Raw genomic sequence first — 19,798 nt, 5'->3', positions numbered from 1 at the left:
TTATTTTAACCTGACTAACTTGGTGTAAGTCTCCCACGCACTCTGTGAAAGCGATTCACACCAAATTAAAATTTGGGTTCTCTACTTTTCTTCAAGGGGGAGTTCAACGCCAAGTAAGCCATGCATTTGCAGTTCTAAAATTCAGATGGGGTAAAAGAATCCCCACCTGAATTAAGAACTTGCTTCAACACACAGATAAAGAGGTGTATAAAATGAAAGTATTAAAAAAATATGTTGACAAGTATTGGAAAGGATTTTCTTTAGCAATAGTGTTTCTTATACTAGAAGCTTGTTGTGATTTACTTCAACCTACTATAATGTCAAAGATAATTGATGTTGGAGTTAAAAATAGACAAATGGATTACGTACTAAAAATGGGAGCAATAATGCTTATGATTACAGCCTTAGGTGCTTTATCTGCTTGTGGCCGAAATTTTTTGTCTAGCAGTGTATCACAAAAATTTTCAGCAAACATAAGATCGGATATATTTAAAAAAATACAAAACTTCTCCCTAGATAATGTTGATAAATTCTCACAGGCCTCTCTTATAACGAGAATTACAAATGACGTAACACAACTGCAAAATTTCGCAAATGGTCTTATGAGAATTTTTGTTAAAGCGCCTATTCTATGTATTGGTAGTATTATTATGGCTGTAAGACTCAATCTTAGACTTTCTGTGGTATTAGTTGCAATAGTACCTATAGTTGGATTATTAATACTTTGTAATATGAATATTGGATATCCGTATTTTGTTAAGGTTCAAAGGGCTTTAGACAATGTTAATAGTATTATGAGAGAATATTTATCTGGAGTTAGAGTGGTTAAGGCTTTTAACAGGTTTAATTATGAAACTACTAGATTTAAAAGAGTAAATAGTGAATATGGTAAGCTATCAATTACAGCAATGCGTATCATGGCAGTATTTTCACCTGCTAATGCCATAGTTGTGAATTTAGGCATAGTAGTAATTTTATGGATTGGGGCAATACATGTTAATATGGGAGATATGGAAGTTGGAAAGATAATAGCATTTATAAATTATATGACCCAAATACTTTTTTCAATTATGATGATATCTGTAGTGTTTAATATGTCTGTAAGAGCAAGGGCTTCAGCAGAACGTATAGGTGAAGTTCTTATGGAAAAGAACACTATAGAATATGAGAGAAATACTAAAAATGAGTTTAAATATATGGGAAGAATAGATTTTGAACATGTGTATTTTTCTTATAACAATGATGGGGACAAACCAGTGTTAAAGGATATAAATTTCACTTGTATGCCTGGTGAAACCATTGGAATTATAGGTTCTACCGGTTCTGGAAAAACTAGCTTAGTTAATCTTATACCACGTTTTTATGATGTGACTTCGGGAACTGTAAAGGTAGATGGTATAGATGTAAAGTCTATGAATAAAGATGAGTTAATGAAAAAAATCGCTATAGTGCCTCAGAAAACTATATTATTTACCGGTAGTGTTATGGAAAATATAAAATGGGGAAGGGAAAATGCTTCTTTTGAAGAAGTTAAAGAAGCGGCAGAAGTTTCACAAGCAGATGAATTTATTTCAACTTTTCCAGAAAGATATGATACAAGGATTGGTCAAAGTGGTGTTAATTTTTCAGGTGGACAAAAGCAACGTGTTGCAATAGCACGTGCATTAATTAAAAAACCTGAAATACTTATACTTGATGATTCTACTAGTGCAGTAGACGTAACTACAGAGGCTAACATAAAAAATAGATTAAAAAAATATACTAGTGAACTCACGTATATAATAATTGCTCAACGTATTACATCTGTAATGGGAACTGATAAAATAATTGTTATGGATGACGGTGAGATAAAGGGAGTGGGAAACCATGAAGAACTTATGCAAAATTGTGATATATATAGGGATATTTTTAAATCTCAATTAGGTGAGGAGATGATATCCAATGACTGAGAATAATAAGATTGAAAGAAAAACCATAAATATGCCTAGTATGGGACCACGACGTGGTGGTAGAAGAAATATGGGACCTGTGGAAAAACCGAAAAACTTCAAAGAAACTTTGAAAAGATTGTGGACATATTTTGGTAAAGAAAGAAATCTGTTGATAATTATATTTGTATTAATAATTATAGATGCGGTTATAAGTCTATCGGCACCTTATCTTATTGGTAAAGCCATTGATTCCATGTCAATTGGTGGAAAAGTTAATTTTAAATTATTGGAGATAATTCTTGTAGTACTGGTAATATCATATTTTGGAGATGCACTATTGACTTTTATTCAAGGGTGGTTTATGGCTGGAGCGGCGCAGCGTATAGTAATGAATATACGTAAAACTCTTTTTGCAAAGCTTCAAAAGCTTCCTGTATCTTTTTTTGATATAAATACTCATGGAGATATTATGAGTAGACTATCTAATGATATAGAGAATGTGAGCAGTACCATAGCTCAATCAACTACACAGTTAATGTCTGGTGCAATAACAATTTTAGGTTCACTTATTATGATGATTATACTTAGTCCAATTTTAACCTTAGCTAGTATGGTTACTGTGCCTCTAGTATTTCTATTAACAAGAACTATAGCTAAAAATACTAGTGTTTTATTTAAAGATCAACAGAAGGAGCTTGGAAAGTTAAATGGTCATATTGAAGAAGCTATATCTGGAATTCATGTAGTAAAAGCTTTCAATCATGAAACTAAAGAAATAGAAATATTTGATGAAATAAACAATAAACTATATAAAGTTGGATTAAAAGCACAAATATGGTCTGGGTACTTAATGCCAATAATGAATGTAATCAATAACGTTGGATTTGCTGTAGTTGCAGGTGTTGGGGGAACTCTAGCAGTGAAAAATATTATTACGGTAGGTGTTATAGCCAGTTTTTTAAGTTACTCAAGACAATTTTCAAGACCACTAAACGACTTAGCTAGTGTATTTAATACCCTTCAATCTGCTATTGCAGGAGCTGAGAGAGTATTTGATATATTGGACCAGAAAAACGAAGTAGAAGATATTAAGAATGCTAGGGAATTAAAGCAAGTTAAAGGAAAAGTATTATTTGACAATGTTAGTTTTGGGTATCGTAAAGATATAGCAGTGCTTAAAAATATTAGTTTTGAAGCTAAAGAAGGGGCAAGTGTTGCCTTAGTAGGGCCTACAGGAGCCGGAAAAACTACAATTGTTAATTTAATCACTAGATTTTATGATGCTTCTAGTGGTAAAATATGTATTGATGGTATAGACATAAGAGAATATACTAGAGATAGTCTTAGAAAATGTTTTGGTATAGTACTACAAGATACCTATTTATTTGCTGGTACCATAAAGGAGAATATAAAGTATGGCAAATTAAATGCTTCGGATGAAGAAATAGAAAAAGCAGCTATGGTGGCAAATGCAGATGTATTTATAAAAAGGTTGCCTAAGGGATACAATACATTGCTTTCGGAAAGTGGAAATAATCTGAGCCAAGGGCAAAGACAACTTTTAGCTATTGCAAGGGCAGTATTGTCAAATCCATATATACTAATATTAGATGAGGCCACAAGTAATGTGGATACCAGGACGGAACTTAAAATACAAGAAGCTATGTTAAAGTTAATGGAAGGTAGAACAAGTTTTATTATAGCCCATAGATTGAGTACTATTCGTAATGCAGATGTTATTATGGTAATAGATGGAGGCCAAATTATAGAAAAGGGAAATCATGAAGAGCTTATAGTAAAAAAAGGTGTATATTATAATATGTATTTTAAACAATTTAACAACATGGACATAGAAAAAGTTTAATGTTAAGAAGGTAATAAAATGAATTATAACAGTAAATTAACAACTCTATCTAAGATAATGATTATTGTAGTTATTGTTGTAGTAGTTACACCTGTTTCTATATTATTATTTGAAGAACGTATGGCCAAAACAAATTTAAATATATTAGATAATGAGATTGAAATTAAAGCGGGATTAGCAGATAGGTACTATAAATCTAATGCTATAACTGATGTATATTTGAAAGATACAATACCTAAATTCAATAAGATTAATGGCGTTGATATGGGAAATATTAACCGAGGTAAATTTAATGTACAGGGATTAGGAGAGGGATTTCTTTTCTTAGAATCAAGTAAAGGGCCTTATTTATATATAATTATGGGAAAAGACTTTGTTATTATAAATGATAAAGATGAGCAAAAAATAAAACACTTCTATACAGAACTTTTAAAATACAAGAAAAAACTTATATATAATTATTGAAGTGAGTTTAAAAGTTCTAGAAGTCTTAAAACCTTCAATCTTAATAAGAGTTAAATAAGGTCAAAACATTGAAGGTGAATTGCGTATAACATTAGAGTAAATACCAGAAATATCTTAGCCATGCAATTTTCAATCACATTAGGATTCAAATAAAGCAAGGCTAAGATTTTTTTAGAACTATACATTATTTTGAATTTTCTAAATATTCATAAGCGTACTCAGCATACAAACTACTTGCTATCTGCATAGAATCTTCATCAATATTAAATCTATCGTTATGAAGGGAATAGATTGCATCTTTTTCAGGATTTCTTGCTCCAACTAATGCAAAAACACCTGGAACTTCTTGAAGATACTCTGCAAAATCCTCTGATATTAAAAATGTCATTTTATCTTCTATAGCATCTCTTGATAATATTTCTTCTACAGCATGTCTACCGATTAGTGCTAAGGTATAGTCATTTATTACTGGCGGAACAGTGAATTTATATTCTAATTCTGCGCTAGCTTTATAAGATTTTGCTGTGCTCTCTATTATTCTCTTTAAAGCATGAGGTATTTTTTTTCTTATATTTTCATTGAAACATCTAGTAGTACCCTTTAACACAGCTGTATCAGCTATAATATTGTATTGAGTACCAGCATTAAGAGTTCCAACACTTACTACTAGAGGCTCTAGTGGATCTACTTCTCTACTTACAATAGACTGTAAGTTTAAGACTATAGCTGATGCTACAACTAAAGCATCTACAGCTTGATTTGGTTTTGCACCATGTCCGCTCTTACCTTTTACAGTTATCTTAAACTTGTCAGAGGAAGCCATTCTAGGTCCACCTTCAATAGATATTTTTCCACAATCTATATCGGGAATTAAATGTATACCAAATACGCTGTCTACTCCATCTAAAAAACCTTCAGTAACTAAAGATTTAGCTCCACTTCCAGCTTCTTCACCAGGCTGAAATATGAGTTTAACTGTTCCACTTAATTCAGATTGAATTTCTTTAAGGATTCTAGTAGCTCCCAGTAATGAAGCCATGTGTCCATCATGACCACAGGCATGCATAAGTCCTGGATTTTTTGATTTGTAATCTATTAAGTTACATTCGGTAATTGGTAAGGCATCTATATCCGCACGAAGAGCAATCGTTTTTCCAGGTTTACCACCTTCAATAGTTGCAAGTATACCAGTACCTGTACTGCTTGATATTTTATAAGGTATTCCAAGTTTGTCAAGCTCACTTCTTATTTTTTTTGAGGTCTCGAATTCTTGTAAACTTTGTTCAGGATATTTGTGAAAATGTCGCCTTAATTCTATCATATAATCTTTGTACTTTGGTGCAATAGATTTAATATTCATATATCTCATCTCCAATCACTTACTAACTAATATTAATTATTATATAATATATTATATGAATTATCACTAATTTTGATCTATTCTTATAAATTAATTATACTATAATATTTAGGATTTTAATATGGAAATATGTTGGAAAGGAGAAAAAGAAGGTTTTTATTGACATTAAAATATTAATATGGATATAATCGAATAAGGCATGTGAAAATAAATAACAAGTCAAAGATGTGACGTATATTTTGAAATATATAATTTTTTTGGAGGATCTATGAAAATATTAGCGAAAGCATTAGAAAATATTAAACCTTTATATAATGATAAAACTATTCTTGCTAAAAAGAGATTGGATGCTTTAGCAAAGCCTATTGGAAGTTTAGGAGGCCTTGAAGAAATAGCTTGGAGAATAGCAGGAATAACTGGAAATGTTAAAAACAGCATAAAAAAGAAAAATATAATTATAATGTGTGCTGACAATGGAATAGCAGAAGAAGGAGTTAGCTCTTGTCCTAAAAACTTAACTGCTATAGTTACAGAAAATTTTACAAAGGGTAATTCTGGAGTTTGTGTACTTTCTGAGCAGGAAAAGTCAGATATAACTGTTGTTGATATAGGTGTAGATTATAACTTTAAAAATGATGATATAATTAACAAAAAGATAGCCTATGGAACTAGAAATATGAAAAATGGTCCAGCTATGACCAGAGAACAGGCTATAAGAGCTATAGAAACGGGTATAGAAATAGTGGATGATTTGGTGCAAAAGGGCTATGATATTTTTGGTACAGGAGAAATGGGTATAGGGAATACGTCTACCAGTTCTGCAGTATTAAGTGTACTTTTAAATATAGATTTAGAGTATACCTGTGGAAAGGGATCAGGACTTACAGAAAATATGTTTGAAAAAAAGAAAGAGATTATAAAGCAAGCTATAGATTGTAATATACCAGATAAAGATGATGTAATAGATGTATTATCAAAGGTTGGAGGATTTGATATTGCTGGTCTGTGTGGATGCTTTTTAGGAGCAGCTAAAAATAGAGTACCTATTGTTATAGATGGATTTATAGCATCTGTGGCAGCTCTTTGTGCATATAGACTAAATAAGGATACTAGAGATTTTATGTTTCCATCTCATTTGTCTATGGAACCAGGAGCTACTTACATCATGGAAGAACTTCAGATGAAACCATTTTTACATATGGATATGAGATTGGGAGAAGGTTCAGGATGTCCTCTTGCTTTTAATATAATAGAGGCTTCTTTGGCTATAATAAACAATATGAAGACCTTTGAGGAATTAAAAATGGAAACAGACTATTTAGTTGATATGAGGTGAATATATGTCTAGAATAATTTTAGTGACTGGCGGAGCAAGAAGTGGGAAAAGCAGCTTTGCAGAATCTATATTTGATGGGATTAAAGAAGTTACATATATAGCTACATCAAAAATATATGATGAAGAGATGAGACAACGGATTGAATTACATAGAAAATCAAGACCTAATGAATGGACTACTTATGAGGATACTTATGATATATATAAGGCGGTTGGAGATATTAGAAGTTATATTGTAGATTGTATCACAGTTATGACTTCTAATATTATGTTTGATATTACTAAAGATTATAAGGTGATTCCATTTGAAAAACAAGAAGAGGTAGAAAATAAAGTCTTAAGTGAAATAGAAGCTCTTATGGATAAAGTTAAAGCTATAAATGGGGAACTTGTTATGGTTACAAATGAAGTTGGATATTCTATAGTACCTGATAATCATATATCCAGGGTTTATAGGGATATCATTGGTAGAATAAATCAAAGAGTTGCCAAGCTTTGTACAGAGGTGTATTTTGTAACTTGCGGCATACCTAGGAGGATAAAATAATATGCTTAAAGCATTTATACTTGGACTTCAGTTTTTAACGAGACTTCCCATAAATATAAGAATAGACTTTAATAAAAATAATTTAAGTAAAACTCCAATTTTTTTCCCTATAATAGGCATGATTATAGGTGGAATTAGTGGTGGTATATATTACTTGCTAAGTTTTTTAAATAATGATATTGCAGCTTTAGGGGCAGTATTATCTTTAGTATTGGTTACGGGTGGACTTCATATAGATGGTCTTTCTGATACTACAGATGGATTTTTTTCTTCAAGACCTAGAGAAAAAATACTTGAAATTATGAAAGATAGTAGAGTAGGTGCCTTTGGAGTCATTTCCATAGTGTTTGATATAATGTTTAAATATGTTTTATTAAAAAACATGACAGTACAGATGGCTGTTCCAGCACTAGTTTTATCCTGTGCTATTGGGAGAACAATGATTACAATGTTATTTTCCTTTGGAAAATCTGCAAGGCCTGGTGGTATGGGAGAGATATTTATGAATAAGAATTCTAAAATATACTTTGTTTTTACACTAGTGATATTAATTATATTTGGAGTATTTATTGGGAAATATGCTTTTGTGGTAGCTTTTTTATCAGCAATTATTTTCTCATTATGTTTTATGAAATATTCTTATAAAGTGATTGGAGGAGTTACAGGAGATGTATACGGAGCTAATTGTGAACTGAGTGAAATAGTATCCCTTATAGCATTTCTTGTGGTGATGAGATGGATATAGTATTTATAAGACACGGTAGTACTGAACTAAATGAAAACCATGTATATGGTGGAGTATCTGATGTGAAAATGTCACAAAAGGGCATATCTGAAATAAAAAATATAGAGAAATATATAAAAAATATAGAATTTGATTCTGTGTATACAAGTCCTTTAAAAAGAGCTATTGAGAGTACAAGATTAATTACTGAAAGCTACAGAATAGATGACAGGTTGTCAGAACTAAATTTTGGTATATTTGAGGGGTTAAATTATGATAATATATGTGATAAGTATCCTGAGGAAAGTAAAGCTTGGATAAAAGATGTATTAAACTATAGAATACCAGAGGGGGAAAGCCTTAAGGATCTTTTTAATAGAACAAAAGATTTTATTGATAGTATTAGTAATGGAATGGGAAATGGAAAGATACTTGTAGTTACTCATGGAGGAGTAATTGCCTGTGTTCTATCCTTAGTTTTCAAACAGCAGGATTATTTTTATAAGTTTAAAGTAATGCATGGTATGGCATCAGTAGTCTCAATAGAACAGGGATACATGTATATTAAAGGAATAAATTGTAGAGATAATATAGTGGATGTGTTATAAAATATATTTATCGTTGACTAATCAACAATAGGGTAGTAATATTACTTTAGAAGATAAAGAGAGAGGAATTCATAGATGAATGATAAAATAACATCTTTAACTAAATTGAATGGTAAGATTTATAGAAGTACTCAATGTTACATTGATAAAAGACTGGAAAAGTTTAAATTGAGTACAGGAATATATCCATATTTGCTCATACTTAATGAAAATGAAGGTATAAGTCAAAATGAAATAAGTAGAGAACTAAATGTTGATAAAGCTATGTCTGCGAGAACAGTAAAGAAGCTTATAGAACTTGGATATATAGAAAAGAAAGAAAATAAAGAGGACGTAAGAGCATATAAACTATTTTTAACAGAGAGCGGAAGAAAAATGATTCCAGAGATTATAAAGGTAATTCATAATTGGATAGGTATATTAGTTGAGGGTTGTAGTGAGGAAGAAATGCAGATTGGTATTGAATTTTTAGATAAGGTTCTGTTGAATGCAAAGAAACATAAGACATGTGATAGAAAATAACAAGTGAAATATGCGAAATAAACTAGCATATGGACTGGTTATTTTTCTGAAGATGTATAAGGAAAAATGCAAAGAGGGGATTGATTAGTTTTGAACAAGGAAAATAAAAGTTTGAATAAAAACAGGTGGCTTATTTTACTTACAGTTGTTCTAATGACATTTATGTGTTGTCTGGATACTAGTATTGTAAATGTGGCTTTACCTGTTATGTCAAAAAAATTAAATGTTACTATGGGATCTATTGAATGGGTAATTACAAGCTATCTTATTATTATATCTGCTATGATCCTCATATTTGGGAGATTAGGTGATATTAAGGGGAAAACAAAAATATTTAAATTTGGTATTGCACTATTTACTATTGGATCCTTTTTATGTGGTATGACAAATTCACTTTTAGTATTGGTATTGGCAAGGATTATCCAAGGCGTAGGGGCTGCAGCTACTATGTCTAATAGTCAGGGAATTATAACTCATGTATTTCCAGTTAATGAGAGAGGAAGGGCACTTGGTATATCTGGAACTTTTGTGGCATTAGGAACTATGGTGGGACCTCCTATTGGAGGAATTATAGTTTCGGCATTTAGTTGGGAATATATATTTTTAATAAATGTACCTATAGGTGTAATGACTTTTATTATTTCTATGAAGATTTTTCCTAGAGCAAATAATATATTAAAGGAAAAATTGGATGCTAGAGGATCAATATTGTTTATAATTGGTATAGTATCATTATTTGGATCACTGGTTCAAGGACAGAATATAGGATACAAACATCCTATAATTATTATTGGGTTTATTATTGCTATTATATCATTGGTATCTTTTATAATTATGGAGAAAGTAGTAAAAATACCTCTTCTTGAATTAAATATTTTTAAAAATAATTTATTTTCTTTAAGTATCTTTTGCGGATTTGTTTCCTTTATTGCCATTAGTGCAGTAACAATTATTCTACCCTTCTATTTACAGGATGTACTTAAATTATCTCCAGCAATAACAGGAATATTTATGATGATTTCACCATTGATTTTAGCTGTGGTCTCTCCGGTAAGTGGGTATTTATCTGATAAAATAGGATCAGAATTCCTTACATTTTTGGGACTTATACTCATGAGTATAGGTTTTGTATTTATGGCTACTTTAAATGAGAATTCAAGTCTTCTTATTGTAGCTGCGTTTATAGCTATTATGACTGTTGGAAATGGTATGTTTCAATCACCTAATAATTCCTTAGTTATGTCTACTGTGGCGAAAAATAAGTTGGGTATTGCAGGTAGTGTAAATGCACTTGTTAGAAATTTAGGAATGGTATTGGGTGTATCCTTGTCTACATTGATTTTATATAATAGAATGAGTTATAAAATAGGGTATCGTGTAGTTAATTATGTAGAAGGAAGAAATGATGTTTTTATATATGGTATGAGATATGTGTTTATAGGGTCAGCAGTTATGTGTGCTATAGGTGCCATTATAACTGCAATAAGGCTGTATTCCAGTAAGGAAAATAATGAAGAAGTAATAGAAGAATATTAATCCAAAAACGTATTAGAAAAAATTCTAATACGTTTTTTTTAATTATTTATCATGTTATGGGATAGTGCTAACATATATATTTTATAAACAAGTAATTAAAAGACTATATTTAATTAAATATAAATTAGTATCAGGGGGTGCAGTATGGAATTTAAGGATTTAATAAAAAATGACAGGGAAAGTAAGCGTAACAAAAAATTTGAGGGCACATTTTTGGATTATCTTGAGATTATTAAGAAAAATCCAGATATAGCACAACTGGCACATAAGAGATTATATGACATAATTATGAAAGGTGGTTTTGAAGTATTAAAACCAGAAGAAAACCCTAGGATAAGAAAGATATATGGAAATGATGTTGTGAAAAGGTATAATTTCTTCAAAGATGATTTTTTTGGTATAGATAAAGTTGTTATGAAAATAGTAAATTATTTTTATTCAGCAGCTATGAGGGGTGAAGAATCAAGACAGGTACTGTATTTAGTAGGTCCAGTTGGAGCAGGAAAGTCATCTTTAGTAGATGCACTTAAAAAGTCTTTAGAATCTGCTCCACCTATTTATCACTTAAAGGGTTGCCCTTTACATGAAGAACCTTTACATTTAATACCAAATCATCTTAGAAAAAAATTCAATGATCTTTTAGGATTGGAAATTGAAGGGGATTTATGCCCAGCATGTAAATATAAATTATTACATGAGTATGATGGACAATATGAAAAATTCCCTGTAGAAACCAGTACTTTCTCTATAAGATCAAGAAAAGGTATAGGTGTTGTACCACCAGTAGATCCAAATAATCAAGATACGTCTATCCTTACAGGATCTGTAGATATTTCAAAGATGGATATGTATTCAGAGGATGATCCTAGGATATTCTCTCTAAATGGTGCATTCAATGTTGGTAATAGAGGACTTGTAGAATTTATAGAGGTATTCAAAAATGATGTTGAATATTTGCATACTATTATAACTGCTACTCAAGAGAAATCAGTTCCTTCTCCAGGAAAAGGATCAATGATATATTTTGATGGTATAATTCTTGCCCATTCTAATGAAGCTGAATGGAATAGATTTAAATCAGATCACACAAATGAGGCTATACTAGACAGAATTGTTAAAGTTGAGGTTCCTTATTGCCTAGAATTAAATGAAGAAGTTAAGATATATAAAAAGATACTTAAAAAGAGTAAATTTGATGCTCATATAGCACCACACACAATAGAAACAGCAGCTGAATTTGCAATATTGAGTAGATTAAAAGCTTCCAATAAAGCAGATCCTCTTACTAAACTTAAAATATATAACGGTGAAGATATTGTGGAAAAGGGAACTACTAAAAAAATTGATATTTCTGAGCTTAGGGAAGAGGCAGGACTTGATGAAGGTATGCATGGTATATCTACAAGATTTATAATAAAAGCTATAGACAATGCTCTTTCAGTTTCAGATTCAGAACATCCTTGCATAAACCCATTAAGTATTATGGAAAGCATAGTTAGGTCAGTTAAAGATCTTGATATAGCTGAAGATCAGAAGAAGACGTATTTAGGATTTATACAGGATACAATAAGAAAAGAGTACAATAAGACTTTAGAGAAAGAAGTTACTAAGGCATTTATAAATAGTTTTAGAGAGCAAGCAGAGAGCTTATTTAATAATTATTTAGATAATGCAGAAGCATATGTAAATAAGACAAAACTTAAAGATAAATCTACTGGCGAAGAGCTTCAACCAGATGAAATCTTTATGAGATCTATAGAAGAACAAATAGGAATTTCAGAGAATTCAGCTAAAGGATTCAGAAGTGATGTTACTTCTTATATGTTCTATGTAGTTAGAAATGGTGGAAAAATTGACTATACTTCTTATGAGCCATTAAAAGAGGCTATAGAGAAAAAATTGACAACATCCGTTAAAGATCTATCAAGAATAATAACTAAATCAAGAGTTAGAGATAAAGAACAATATGAGAAATATAATGCTATGGTAGAACAGATGAAAGAAAATGGTTACTGCGATCACTGCTGCGATGTCGTATTGAAATATGCTGCTAACAATTTATGGAAGGATTGATATAATGGCATTATTCAGAGATCATAATTCAACATCCTTAGGACATGATAGAGCAGTAGAAGATAGAAGAAGACATCGTCAGCTTGTTGAAAAATCCATAAAGGATAATCTAGGCGATATATTATCTGAAGAGAGTATAATAGGTCAAACTAAAGATAAAAAAATCAAGATACCCATTAGAGGTATTAAAGAATATCAATTTATTTATGGAAAAAATACACCTGGAGTTGGCAGCGGTGATGGAAGTGAGAAAAGAGGCCAGGTAGTAGGAAAGGATAAGTCTGAAAGTGGGGGAAAGGGCAATAAAGGAGCAGGTAATGATGAAGGCGAAGATATTTACGAAACAGAAATTACTTTAGAAGATGTTATGGCCTATCTCATGAATGATTTAGAATTACCAGAGATGGATAAAAAGAAGTTTGCAGATGTACTTACCGAAAATGGAACAAAAAAAGCAGGATATCAAAAACATGGTATTAATCCTAGATTGGCAAAGAAGAGAACTACTATTGAAAAATTAAAAAGGGTACAGGGAAAGAAAAGGGCATTAAGAGAAGAAGATAGTGATGAAGAAATAGAAAGGTTCCCTTTTAAAAATGAGGATTTAAGATATTATAGAATAAAGAAAACCTTTAAAAAGGAATGTAATGCAGTAATTATATGTGTTATGGATGTTTCAGGTTCTATGGATAATACAAAGAAATATTTAGCTCGTTCTTTCTTCTTTATTCTATCTCAATTTATTAGAACAAAATATTCTAATGTAGAGATAGCATTTGTGGCACATTCTACCGTGGCAAGAGAGGTAAACGAATTTGAATTTTTCCATAAAGTAGAATCAGGAGGTACTTATATATCCAGTGGATTGAATACGGCTTTGGAAATAATCGAGAAAAGGTATAATCCTAATAATTGGAATATATATACTTTCTATGTTAGTGATGGTGATAACTGGACCGAAGATAATAATAGAGCGGTAACAGCATCAAAAAAACTTTGTGAAGTATGTAATATGTTCGGATATGCAGAGATTATGAGTGGATATTATTCTACAAATATTAAAGATAAGCTTATTAAAGAGGTAAGTGATAAAAATTTTGTAGCTGTGTCCATTAAACAAAAAAATGATTTGTGGAATGCACTTAAAGATATGCTTAAAAAGGAACAAGTGGGGTGATACATTTGGAGTATACAGTAGCAGGATTAGAAGACTGGAATAATAGAATTGAAAAAATAGTAAATGATATCGGTCTTAACTATTATGAGCAGGAGTTTGAAATAATAGGGTACAAAGATATGCTTGCCTATGAGGCATATCTTGGTATGCCTTCTAGATATCCTCACTGGAGTTTTGGAAAGTCATATGAAAAAAATAGTACCACTTATAGCTATAATTTAAGTGGTCTTCCCTATGAAATGGTCATAAACTCAGATCCTTGTATGGCGTATTTAATGCAAGAGAATACATTGCTTTTACAGATCCTCACTATGGCTCATGTATATGGTCACAATGATTTCTTTAAAAATAATAGACTTTTTGCAGAGGGTACTAGAGCAGATTATACAGTTGAAATGTTTAAAACTGATGCAGATATGATAAGAAGTTATATAAAGGATCCAAGTATTGGATATGAAAATGTGGAGAGGATACTTGATGCAGCACATGCTATAAAATTGCAGACTTCAAGAGTGGTAGGAGAAAAGAGAATAAGTGATGAAGAATTTAAAGGTAGGATTATGCATGAATATGCAAATAAAAATACAAATAGGAGCATAATAGAGCCTTATAAAAAGGATGAAGTCCCAGATATAAGTAAAATACCGCTTGAACCTGAAGACGATCTGTTATATTTTATTATAAGGTATGGAAATCTTCATGAATGGGAAAAGAATGTACTTCAAGTTGTACGAAAAGAAACAGCTTATTTTATACCACAGATTGAAACGAAGATTATGAATGAAGGTTGGGCTAGTTATTGGCATTACAATATCTTAAAAAAACTTAATCTTCCTGATAAATTGTATTTAGAATTTATTAAGCGTCATAATGATGTTATAGCACCGGGAATGGGTTTTATAAATCCTTACTTTATTGGATTCAAGATGTTTGAATATCTGCATAAAAAGTATGGCAAGGAAAAGATATTTGAAATTAGAAAGCTTGAAAGAGATGAATCTTTTATTAGAAGGTATTTGACAAAAGACTTGTGTTATGAGCTTAATTTATTTGAATATGCAAAGCAAGATGAAAACTATGTTGTAAAAGATGTACCAGATGATGAAGGGTGGATAAATATAAGAAATACATTATGTAGTTCTTGTGGCATGGGAATGATTCCGCTTATTAGAATAACGGATATGTCCATAAAAGATAAGACATTGACACTAGAACATGTATATGATGGAAGAGAACTGAATATGGGTTATGCTGAATCCACAATAAAATATATATATGAATTATGGGGGCATACTGTAGTTCTAAAGACTAAAATCGAAGATGGAGAATTGAATCTAATATGTGAGGGAAAGGATAGAGTTATAAAGAGAATGACTCAGACCAAAATATAGATTTATAAAAAAACTTATTTTTCATAAAATTTGATGAATTATAAATTAAATGAAAATAAAAGGGTCAATACATATTAAATAATCATTTAATATGTATTGACCCTTTTTTTTATATCTAGTATGATCTCATCTATGATTTCTTTTATTTGCAGATGTCTTGTACCGGGAATATATATGCCATGTTTTTTTAAAGGTAGTATGTATTTAATACAATTCATATTAAATATGGATTCAGAAAGCATAGGGGTAATTTCTCCAGCTATGCCACCACTACAGATTATTCCAATAGGACCTATTATACAATCTACATGATTTGCTTTGCAAAACAGGCAAATTGGAGGTAGCAACAGTTGCTGAATAATTGGATAAAGCTATACAAAATTATATAAAATTGCTGGATAAAGTATATTTCATCTCATTACTAAGAATAGATACAACTAAAGCAAGTAAATTATTTGGAGTAAATACTAAAACTTTGAGAAGAGGAGATAATAAAGATAAACTAAAAGCTTAATGAAAGAGATGAAAATAGTGAAGATAACAATGAAAGCAATTCTAATAAATGAAACTGATATAAATAAATCTGTAATTGATAATATTATGTTAGTATTTTGTACTGTTATTAGATATTCTTTTAAAAAAATATTGAATGGTATCAAAATATCTGAATTAGAAAAAATGGCAGCAAAGAAATATAATCTTAATATTAGACAGGCGAAAGATGCTGTGGAATCAGCAAGACAAACAATTCGATCACAAAAAGAATTGATTAAAATGAATTATGATGATTATTCTAAAAAAGTTAAAGCTATAGAAAAAATACTATCTGATAAAAATAAAAAATTATCAGATAGAAAGAAAAATGCTTTATTAAGTAAGTTAGCTAAAAGACAAAGAAAATTAGATTATTGGAACAATTTTATTGTTACTAATACCATTCCATCTGTAACGTTTGGAACAAAAGAAATGTTTCTAAGAAGATGTAAAGGACTAATTACTAATAAAGAATGGAAAGATTGTAGAAATAATAGAATATATTCTCGTGGAGATAAAACTAAAAATGGTAATCCTAATTTAAGAGTTATTGTAAAAGATAATATGACTTTTTTAGAAATATCTACTTTAGAGAAAACTGAATCAAATAGAGCTGTTAAAATACAAGTACCTATATATTTACCACAGGAACTATCAAAGAAAATTAATGGTATTAATTACAGACAATTATTTTTAAATCATTTACAAACAGGTGAAGTTTATCAGGTAGAAATTATAAAAAAGAATGATAAATATTATTGTCATATAACCTTTGAGTTACCTGAAACAGATGTTATATATACTGGACATAATGGAGTTATAGGTATAGACACAAATCCAGATGGTTTTGCTTTAACTATGATTGATAATAAGGGTAATTATAAATGGCATACTTATTTAAAACAACATGAGTTACTATATTCCAAAGGTAATCGAAGAGAAAATCTATGTGGTGAATTAATTGCTCAAGTTGTAAAAATAGCTAAAGTGTATGAATGTGGTATATCTATTGAAAATTTAAAGTTTAAAAATGATAAAGATGTAAATAGTAAATTTGCTAGAATTAAAAATAATTTTATTTATTCCAAGCTACTAACTATGCTGGAAAGTGCCTGCTATAGAGAAGGAGTAGAATTGTTAAAAGTACATCCTGCTTATACAAGTAAAATAGGATTATATAAATACTGCCATCAATATGGTATGGTTGTACATAACGGTGCAGCCATGGTTATAGCAAGAAGAAGTTATAAATATAAAGAAAGTGTACCACAAGTATTGATAGATAAATATGTAAATGAAAAGTATAAATATAAATTTAATTACTATCATGAATGGAAAAAGTGGTCGATAATAGATAGAAATATTAAAAAGAAAGAAGAGGTGAAAAATCCTGATTTTTGGATAGTAAATAGGAAAATATTATTAGGACTAATAGTTTAGTATTAACTTTAAAATAGATAATAAACTGCATAAGTACACCTAGTAGGAAAGGCTTATGCGATTAAAATATATTTTAGGGGTTGAGTAACACTCACAATTCTGTTGGACTTTGTAAGAATATTAATGATAATTGAATTATAAAGGCAGTCTGGTAATAGATATATGGAATTTTAATACGAGAGTATTAACCTTAGTAGTTGAATCCTGTGATACTACCACTTTATTAGCGGATAAAGTGAAAATATTAGATTGGTAAGTTTGTCTAATATTTAGAAATCAGGTTCGCCACTTATACCAATGTTTGCTCCAGCATGAAGCATATTATTGTTTTAGGAGAATTTTCTTTGAATATGGTTTATGCTTTAAAACTTAGAGCTGTTGGCAGAAGTAAAAATAAGAATTTAGCACTTTCAGGTATTATAGGTACTATGTTTATAAAGTCAAAGGATATGTCAGAAGAAATGTATAGTGCAATGGAGTGTAGAGGATTCACTGGTGAATATAAAATTTATAAGAAATTTAAATTTAAAATAGCTGATTATATATGTATTATAAGCTTTTTCATAAAAGATTGAGTTTTGTGTTTCAAAATTCAGAAGTTCAATTATTTTGTTCTAATGTATATGATGAAATTGCTTTTGGACCAAGGCAAATGGGTATGAATGAAGATGAAGTTAAATGTTCTACTCATGATTTTGAATATGTAAAGCAAATTTTTAAAAGAGCAATTGTATTTTCTAAGGATCATACAATTATTAGAGATGGTGACTATGAAGAAATAATGGAAGATAGAAAATTTTTATATGAAAATAATATAATTTAGATAATACTCTTTATATGAGGAATTTAGAACTTTAAATTTCTCATATAAAGAATAATATTTTTAACTATTAGATTAGTTTTTTCCTATATATATTTTGAAGACCTAAATTCTTTATTCTGGTTTTGATTTCCGTATTGTTAGTAGAATATAAACCAACTCTTTTCATTCTATTAAAATATTCGGCTCCAGAAAAAGTAAATTTAATTTTTTTACCATTTTCTACATTCATTCTATAATTTGAATAGGAAATTAAATCCCCTATAGTAGTGGAATCAGGTAAGATTAAAGGATCTAAATTAGCTAAATATCTAACTGCATTATAACCAGCTAAAGAACCAGTACACATAGCTTCAGTATGTCCTATAAAGAATCCTGCCTTTTCTCCAGCACAAAATAAATTATCTACACCTACAACTTTTAGGTCATTAGTTCTTGGAGCTGCTGCTAAGTATCTAATAGAATTACCTCTGCCCCCAGAATAAGGATCTGTAAATCTAACTTTTTCTAGACCCTTTATTTTTCTTAATTTATCAAGTGGATAAAAAGGTGTCATAAGTTTTATATGTCCTGTATCCAGTAGTATTAAATTTTCAGCAAATTGTTCAAGGGCATATTGCTGACAAACTTTTAGTTTTAATTTTTCAACATTTATATCCTCCTCAGGAATTTTTAGTATAACTACACCTTTAGTGTCTAGCTGTTCTACTATTTCTTTGGATAAACTTTCTTTTGATACTTCGCAAGAACCACTAAAGGCTCCTATGCTCCCGTCGCTTCTCTCTGACACTATGTCTGTTGCACCAGCTAAGGCACTAATACTTACTCTTCCTCCAAAAGTAGGACATCTTAAAATACACATTACGCAGCCATTACCGTGTTTATAACAATTATTCATTCCACCAGTAGATCCTGTTGTATCTATAAATACATCACCATTTATGAAACTGCCATCTTCAAATTTTATACTTTTAATTTTATTTCTCTCTTTTTTTATGTTTAAAGCCCTGGATAATGTATTTACTTCTACTCCTAAATCAATTAAATGTCTCTTCACCTCTGGTTCAATTTTATTTACATCATAAAGCCATGCATGATCATGAGCAGGGAAGTTAATGTTTTTGTGTGTAGCATTATTATCTGTTATGTGAATTAAATCTCCTGCACCAAGATTTATAAGTTCTTCTGCAGCGGTATACCTACCGTTGTTTCTCATTATGCCTCCAACATTTCCAAGTCCCAATAATAAATCAGTTCTTTCATATAAACTTACTTCAGCACCTGCTCTTTTAGCTGCAATAGCTGCTGCACAGCCAGCCCAGCCACCACCAATAATTATAACTTTCAAAAAGCTCACCCTTTCAATTAAAGCTACTATTACTATCATATTCATTCATTTCAAATTTCTTGCAACTTTTTTATATATTTTATGTATTGAATTTTAGAATGATTTGATTTATCCTAAAAAAG

18 protein-coding genes and 1 pseudogene are annotated in these 19,798 nt (G+C 30.3%); 16 read left to right on the top strand and 3 right to left on the bottom strand.

All coding sequences use genetic code 11. The features are described from left to right. Positions 1-212: 212 nt before the first annotated feature. The 3 genes from RH99_RS03760 to RH99_RS03750 are packed head-to-tail and all read left to right on the top strand — an operon-like array spanning position 213 to position 4,260. Positions 213-1,949 (top strand): ABC transporter ATP-binding protein, encoded by a 1,737-nt coding sequence (locus RH99_RS03760; protein WP_010234154.1) that lies wholly within the window; start codon positions 213-215, stop codon positions 1,947-1,949. Further along, entirely contained in the window at positions 1,942-3,795 is a 1,854-nt protein-coding gene (locus RH99_RS03755; protein ID WP_010234151.1) for an ABC transporter ATP-binding protein, read from the top strand. The genes RH99_RS03760 and RH99_RS03755 overlap by 8 nt, the downstream gene beginning before the upstream one ends. Positions 3,796-3,813: 18 nt before the next feature. Further along, positions 3,814-4,260: a hypothetical protein gene (locus RH99_RS03750; RefSeq protein ID WP_010234149.1), complete on the top strand. Its 447-nt coding sequence runs from the start codon at positions 3,814-3,816 to the stop codon at positions 4,258-4,260. A gap of 184 nt (positions 4,261-4,444) precedes the next feature. On the opposite strand, the gene RH99_RS03745 is transcribed toward RH99_RS03750, so the two are convergent. Beyond that, a complete protein-coding gene (locus RH99_RS03745) occupies positions 4,445-5,620 on the bottom strand; it encodes a M20 family metallopeptidase (protein WP_010234147.1) in 1,176 nt (391 codons plus the stop codon). A gap of 268 nt (positions 5,621-5,888) precedes the next feature. Between RH99_RS03745 and cobT the strand changes: the two genes are divergently transcribed. From cobT to RH99_RS03700, 9 genes are all read left to right on the top strand, one after another. Further along, positions 5,889-6,956 carry a nicotinate-nucleotide--dimethylbenzimidazole phosphoribosyltransferase gene (gene cobT / locus RH99_RS03740; RefSeq protein WP_010234145.1) on the top strand — a complete coding sequence of 356 codons (1,068 nt, stop codon included), beginning with the start codon at positions 5,889-5,891 and terminating at the stop codon, positions 6,954-6,956. Between the two features lie 4 nt (positions 6,957-6,960). Continuing rightward, positions 6,961-7,503, top strand: a complete 543-nt coding sequence (gene cobU, locus RH99_RS03735) for a bifunctional adenosylcobinamide kinase/adenosylcobinamide-phosphate guanylyltransferase (protein WP_010234143.1) — start codon at positions 6,961-6,963, stop codon at positions 7,501-7,503. 1 nt (position 7,504) lies between these two features. Beyond that, positions 7,505-8,248: an adenosylcobinamide-GDP ribazoletransferase gene (gene cobS, locus RH99_RS03730; protein WP_010234141.1), complete on the top strand. Its 744-nt coding sequence runs from the start codon at positions 7,505-7,507 to the stop codon at positions 8,246-8,248. After that, positions 8,239-8,835: a histidine phosphatase family protein gene (locus tag RH99_RS03725; protein ID WP_010234138.1), complete on the top strand. Its 597-nt coding sequence runs from the start codon at positions 8,239-8,241 to the stop codon at positions 8,833-8,835. Before cobS ends, RH99_RS03725 begins: the two co-directional genes overlap by 10 nt. 75 nt (positions 8,836-8,910) lie before the next feature. Continuing rightward, entirely contained in the window at positions 8,911-9,357 is a 447-nt protein-coding gene (locus RH99_RS03720; RefSeq protein WP_010234135.1) for a MarR family winged helix-turn-helix transcriptional regulator, read from the top strand. 90 nt (positions 9,358-9,447) lie between these two features. Next, positions 9,448-10,893: an MFS transporter gene (locus tag RH99_RS03715; RefSeq protein ID WP_010234132.1), complete on the top strand. Its 1,446-nt coding sequence runs from the start codon at positions 9,448-9,450 to the stop codon at positions 10,891-10,893. Positions 10,894-11,037: 144 nt separating this feature from the next. Continuing rightward, the gene (locus tag RH99_RS03710; RefSeq protein ID WP_010234130.1) at positions 11,038-12,966 is read left to right on the top strand and encodes a PrkA family serine protein kinase; all 1,929 of its coding nucleotides are present in this window, start codon (positions 11,038-11,040) and stop codon (positions 12,964-12,966) included. 4 nt (positions 12,967-12,970) lie between these two features. Next, positions 12,971-14,143 (top strand): sporulation protein YhbH, encoded by a 1,173-nt coding sequence (gene yhbH, locus RH99_RS03705; protein ID WP_010234129.1) that lies wholly within the window; start codon positions 12,971-12,973, stop codon positions 14,141-14,143. 5 nt (positions 14,144-14,148) lie between these two features. Then, positions 14,149-15,534, top strand: a complete 1,386-nt coding sequence (locus RH99_RS03700) for a SpoVR family protein (RefSeq protein WP_010234127.1) — start codon at positions 14,149-14,151, stop codon at positions 15,532-15,534. 86 nt (positions 15,535-15,620) lie between these two features. Here RH99_RS03700 and RH99_RS18485 read toward each other — a convergent pair whose 3' ends face one another. After that, a complete protein-coding gene (locus RH99_RS18485; protein ID WP_243441441.1) occupies positions 15,621-15,881 on the bottom strand; it encodes a DUF3842 family protein in 261 nt (86 codons plus the stop codon). A gap of 14 nt (positions 15,882-15,895) precedes the next feature. On the opposite strand from RH99_RS18485, the gene RH99_RS19160 reads away from it, so the two are divergent. From RH99_RS19160 to RH99_RS03685, 4 genes and pseudogenes are all read left to right on the top strand, one after another. Beyond that, complete coding sequence (locus RH99_RS19160; protein WP_158511930.1) at positions 15,896-16,048, top strand: MerR family transcriptional regulator; 153 nt, start codon at positions 15,896-15,898, stop codon at positions 16,046-16,048. Between the two features lie 8 nt (positions 16,049-16,056). Beyond that, positions 16,057-17,508, top strand: a complete 1,452-nt coding sequence (locus RH99_RS03695; RefSeq protein ID WP_243441442.1) for an SSO2105 N-terminal domain-containing protein — start codon at positions 16,057-16,059, stop codon at positions 17,506-17,508. 311 nt (positions 17,509-17,819) lie between these two features. Then, complete coding sequence (locus RH99_RS03690) at positions 17,820-18,083, top strand: energy-coupling factor transporter transmembrane component T (RefSeq protein WP_081504368.1); 264 nt, start codon at positions 17,820-17,822, stop codon at positions 18,081-18,083. Next, a pseudogene (locus tag RH99_RS03685) lies at positions 18,056-18,331 on the top strand (ATP-binding cassette domain-containing protein); the annotation flags it as partial. The gene RH99_RS03690 and the pseudogene RH99_RS03685, both read left to right, overlap by 28 nt. A 67-nt stretch (positions 18,332-18,398) precedes the next feature. On the opposite strand, the gene RH99_RS03680 reads toward RH99_RS03685, so the two are convergent. Continuing rightward, a complete protein-coding gene (locus RH99_RS03680; protein ID WP_373854697.1) occupies positions 18,399-19,721 on the bottom strand; it encodes an FAD-dependent oxidoreductase in 1,323 nt (440 codons plus the stop codon). Between the last annotated feature and the right edge of the window lie 77 nt (positions 19,722-19,798).

This window comes from Clostridium arbusti SL206 (genome assembly GCF_000246895.1).
Taxonomy (GTDB): Bacteria; Bacillota; Clostridia; order Clostridiales; family Clostridiaceae; genus Clostridium_I; species Clostridium_I arbusti.
The sequence above is the reverse complement of the archived record's forward strand: the minus strand, read 5'-3'. Positions and strand labels throughout refer to the sequence as shown.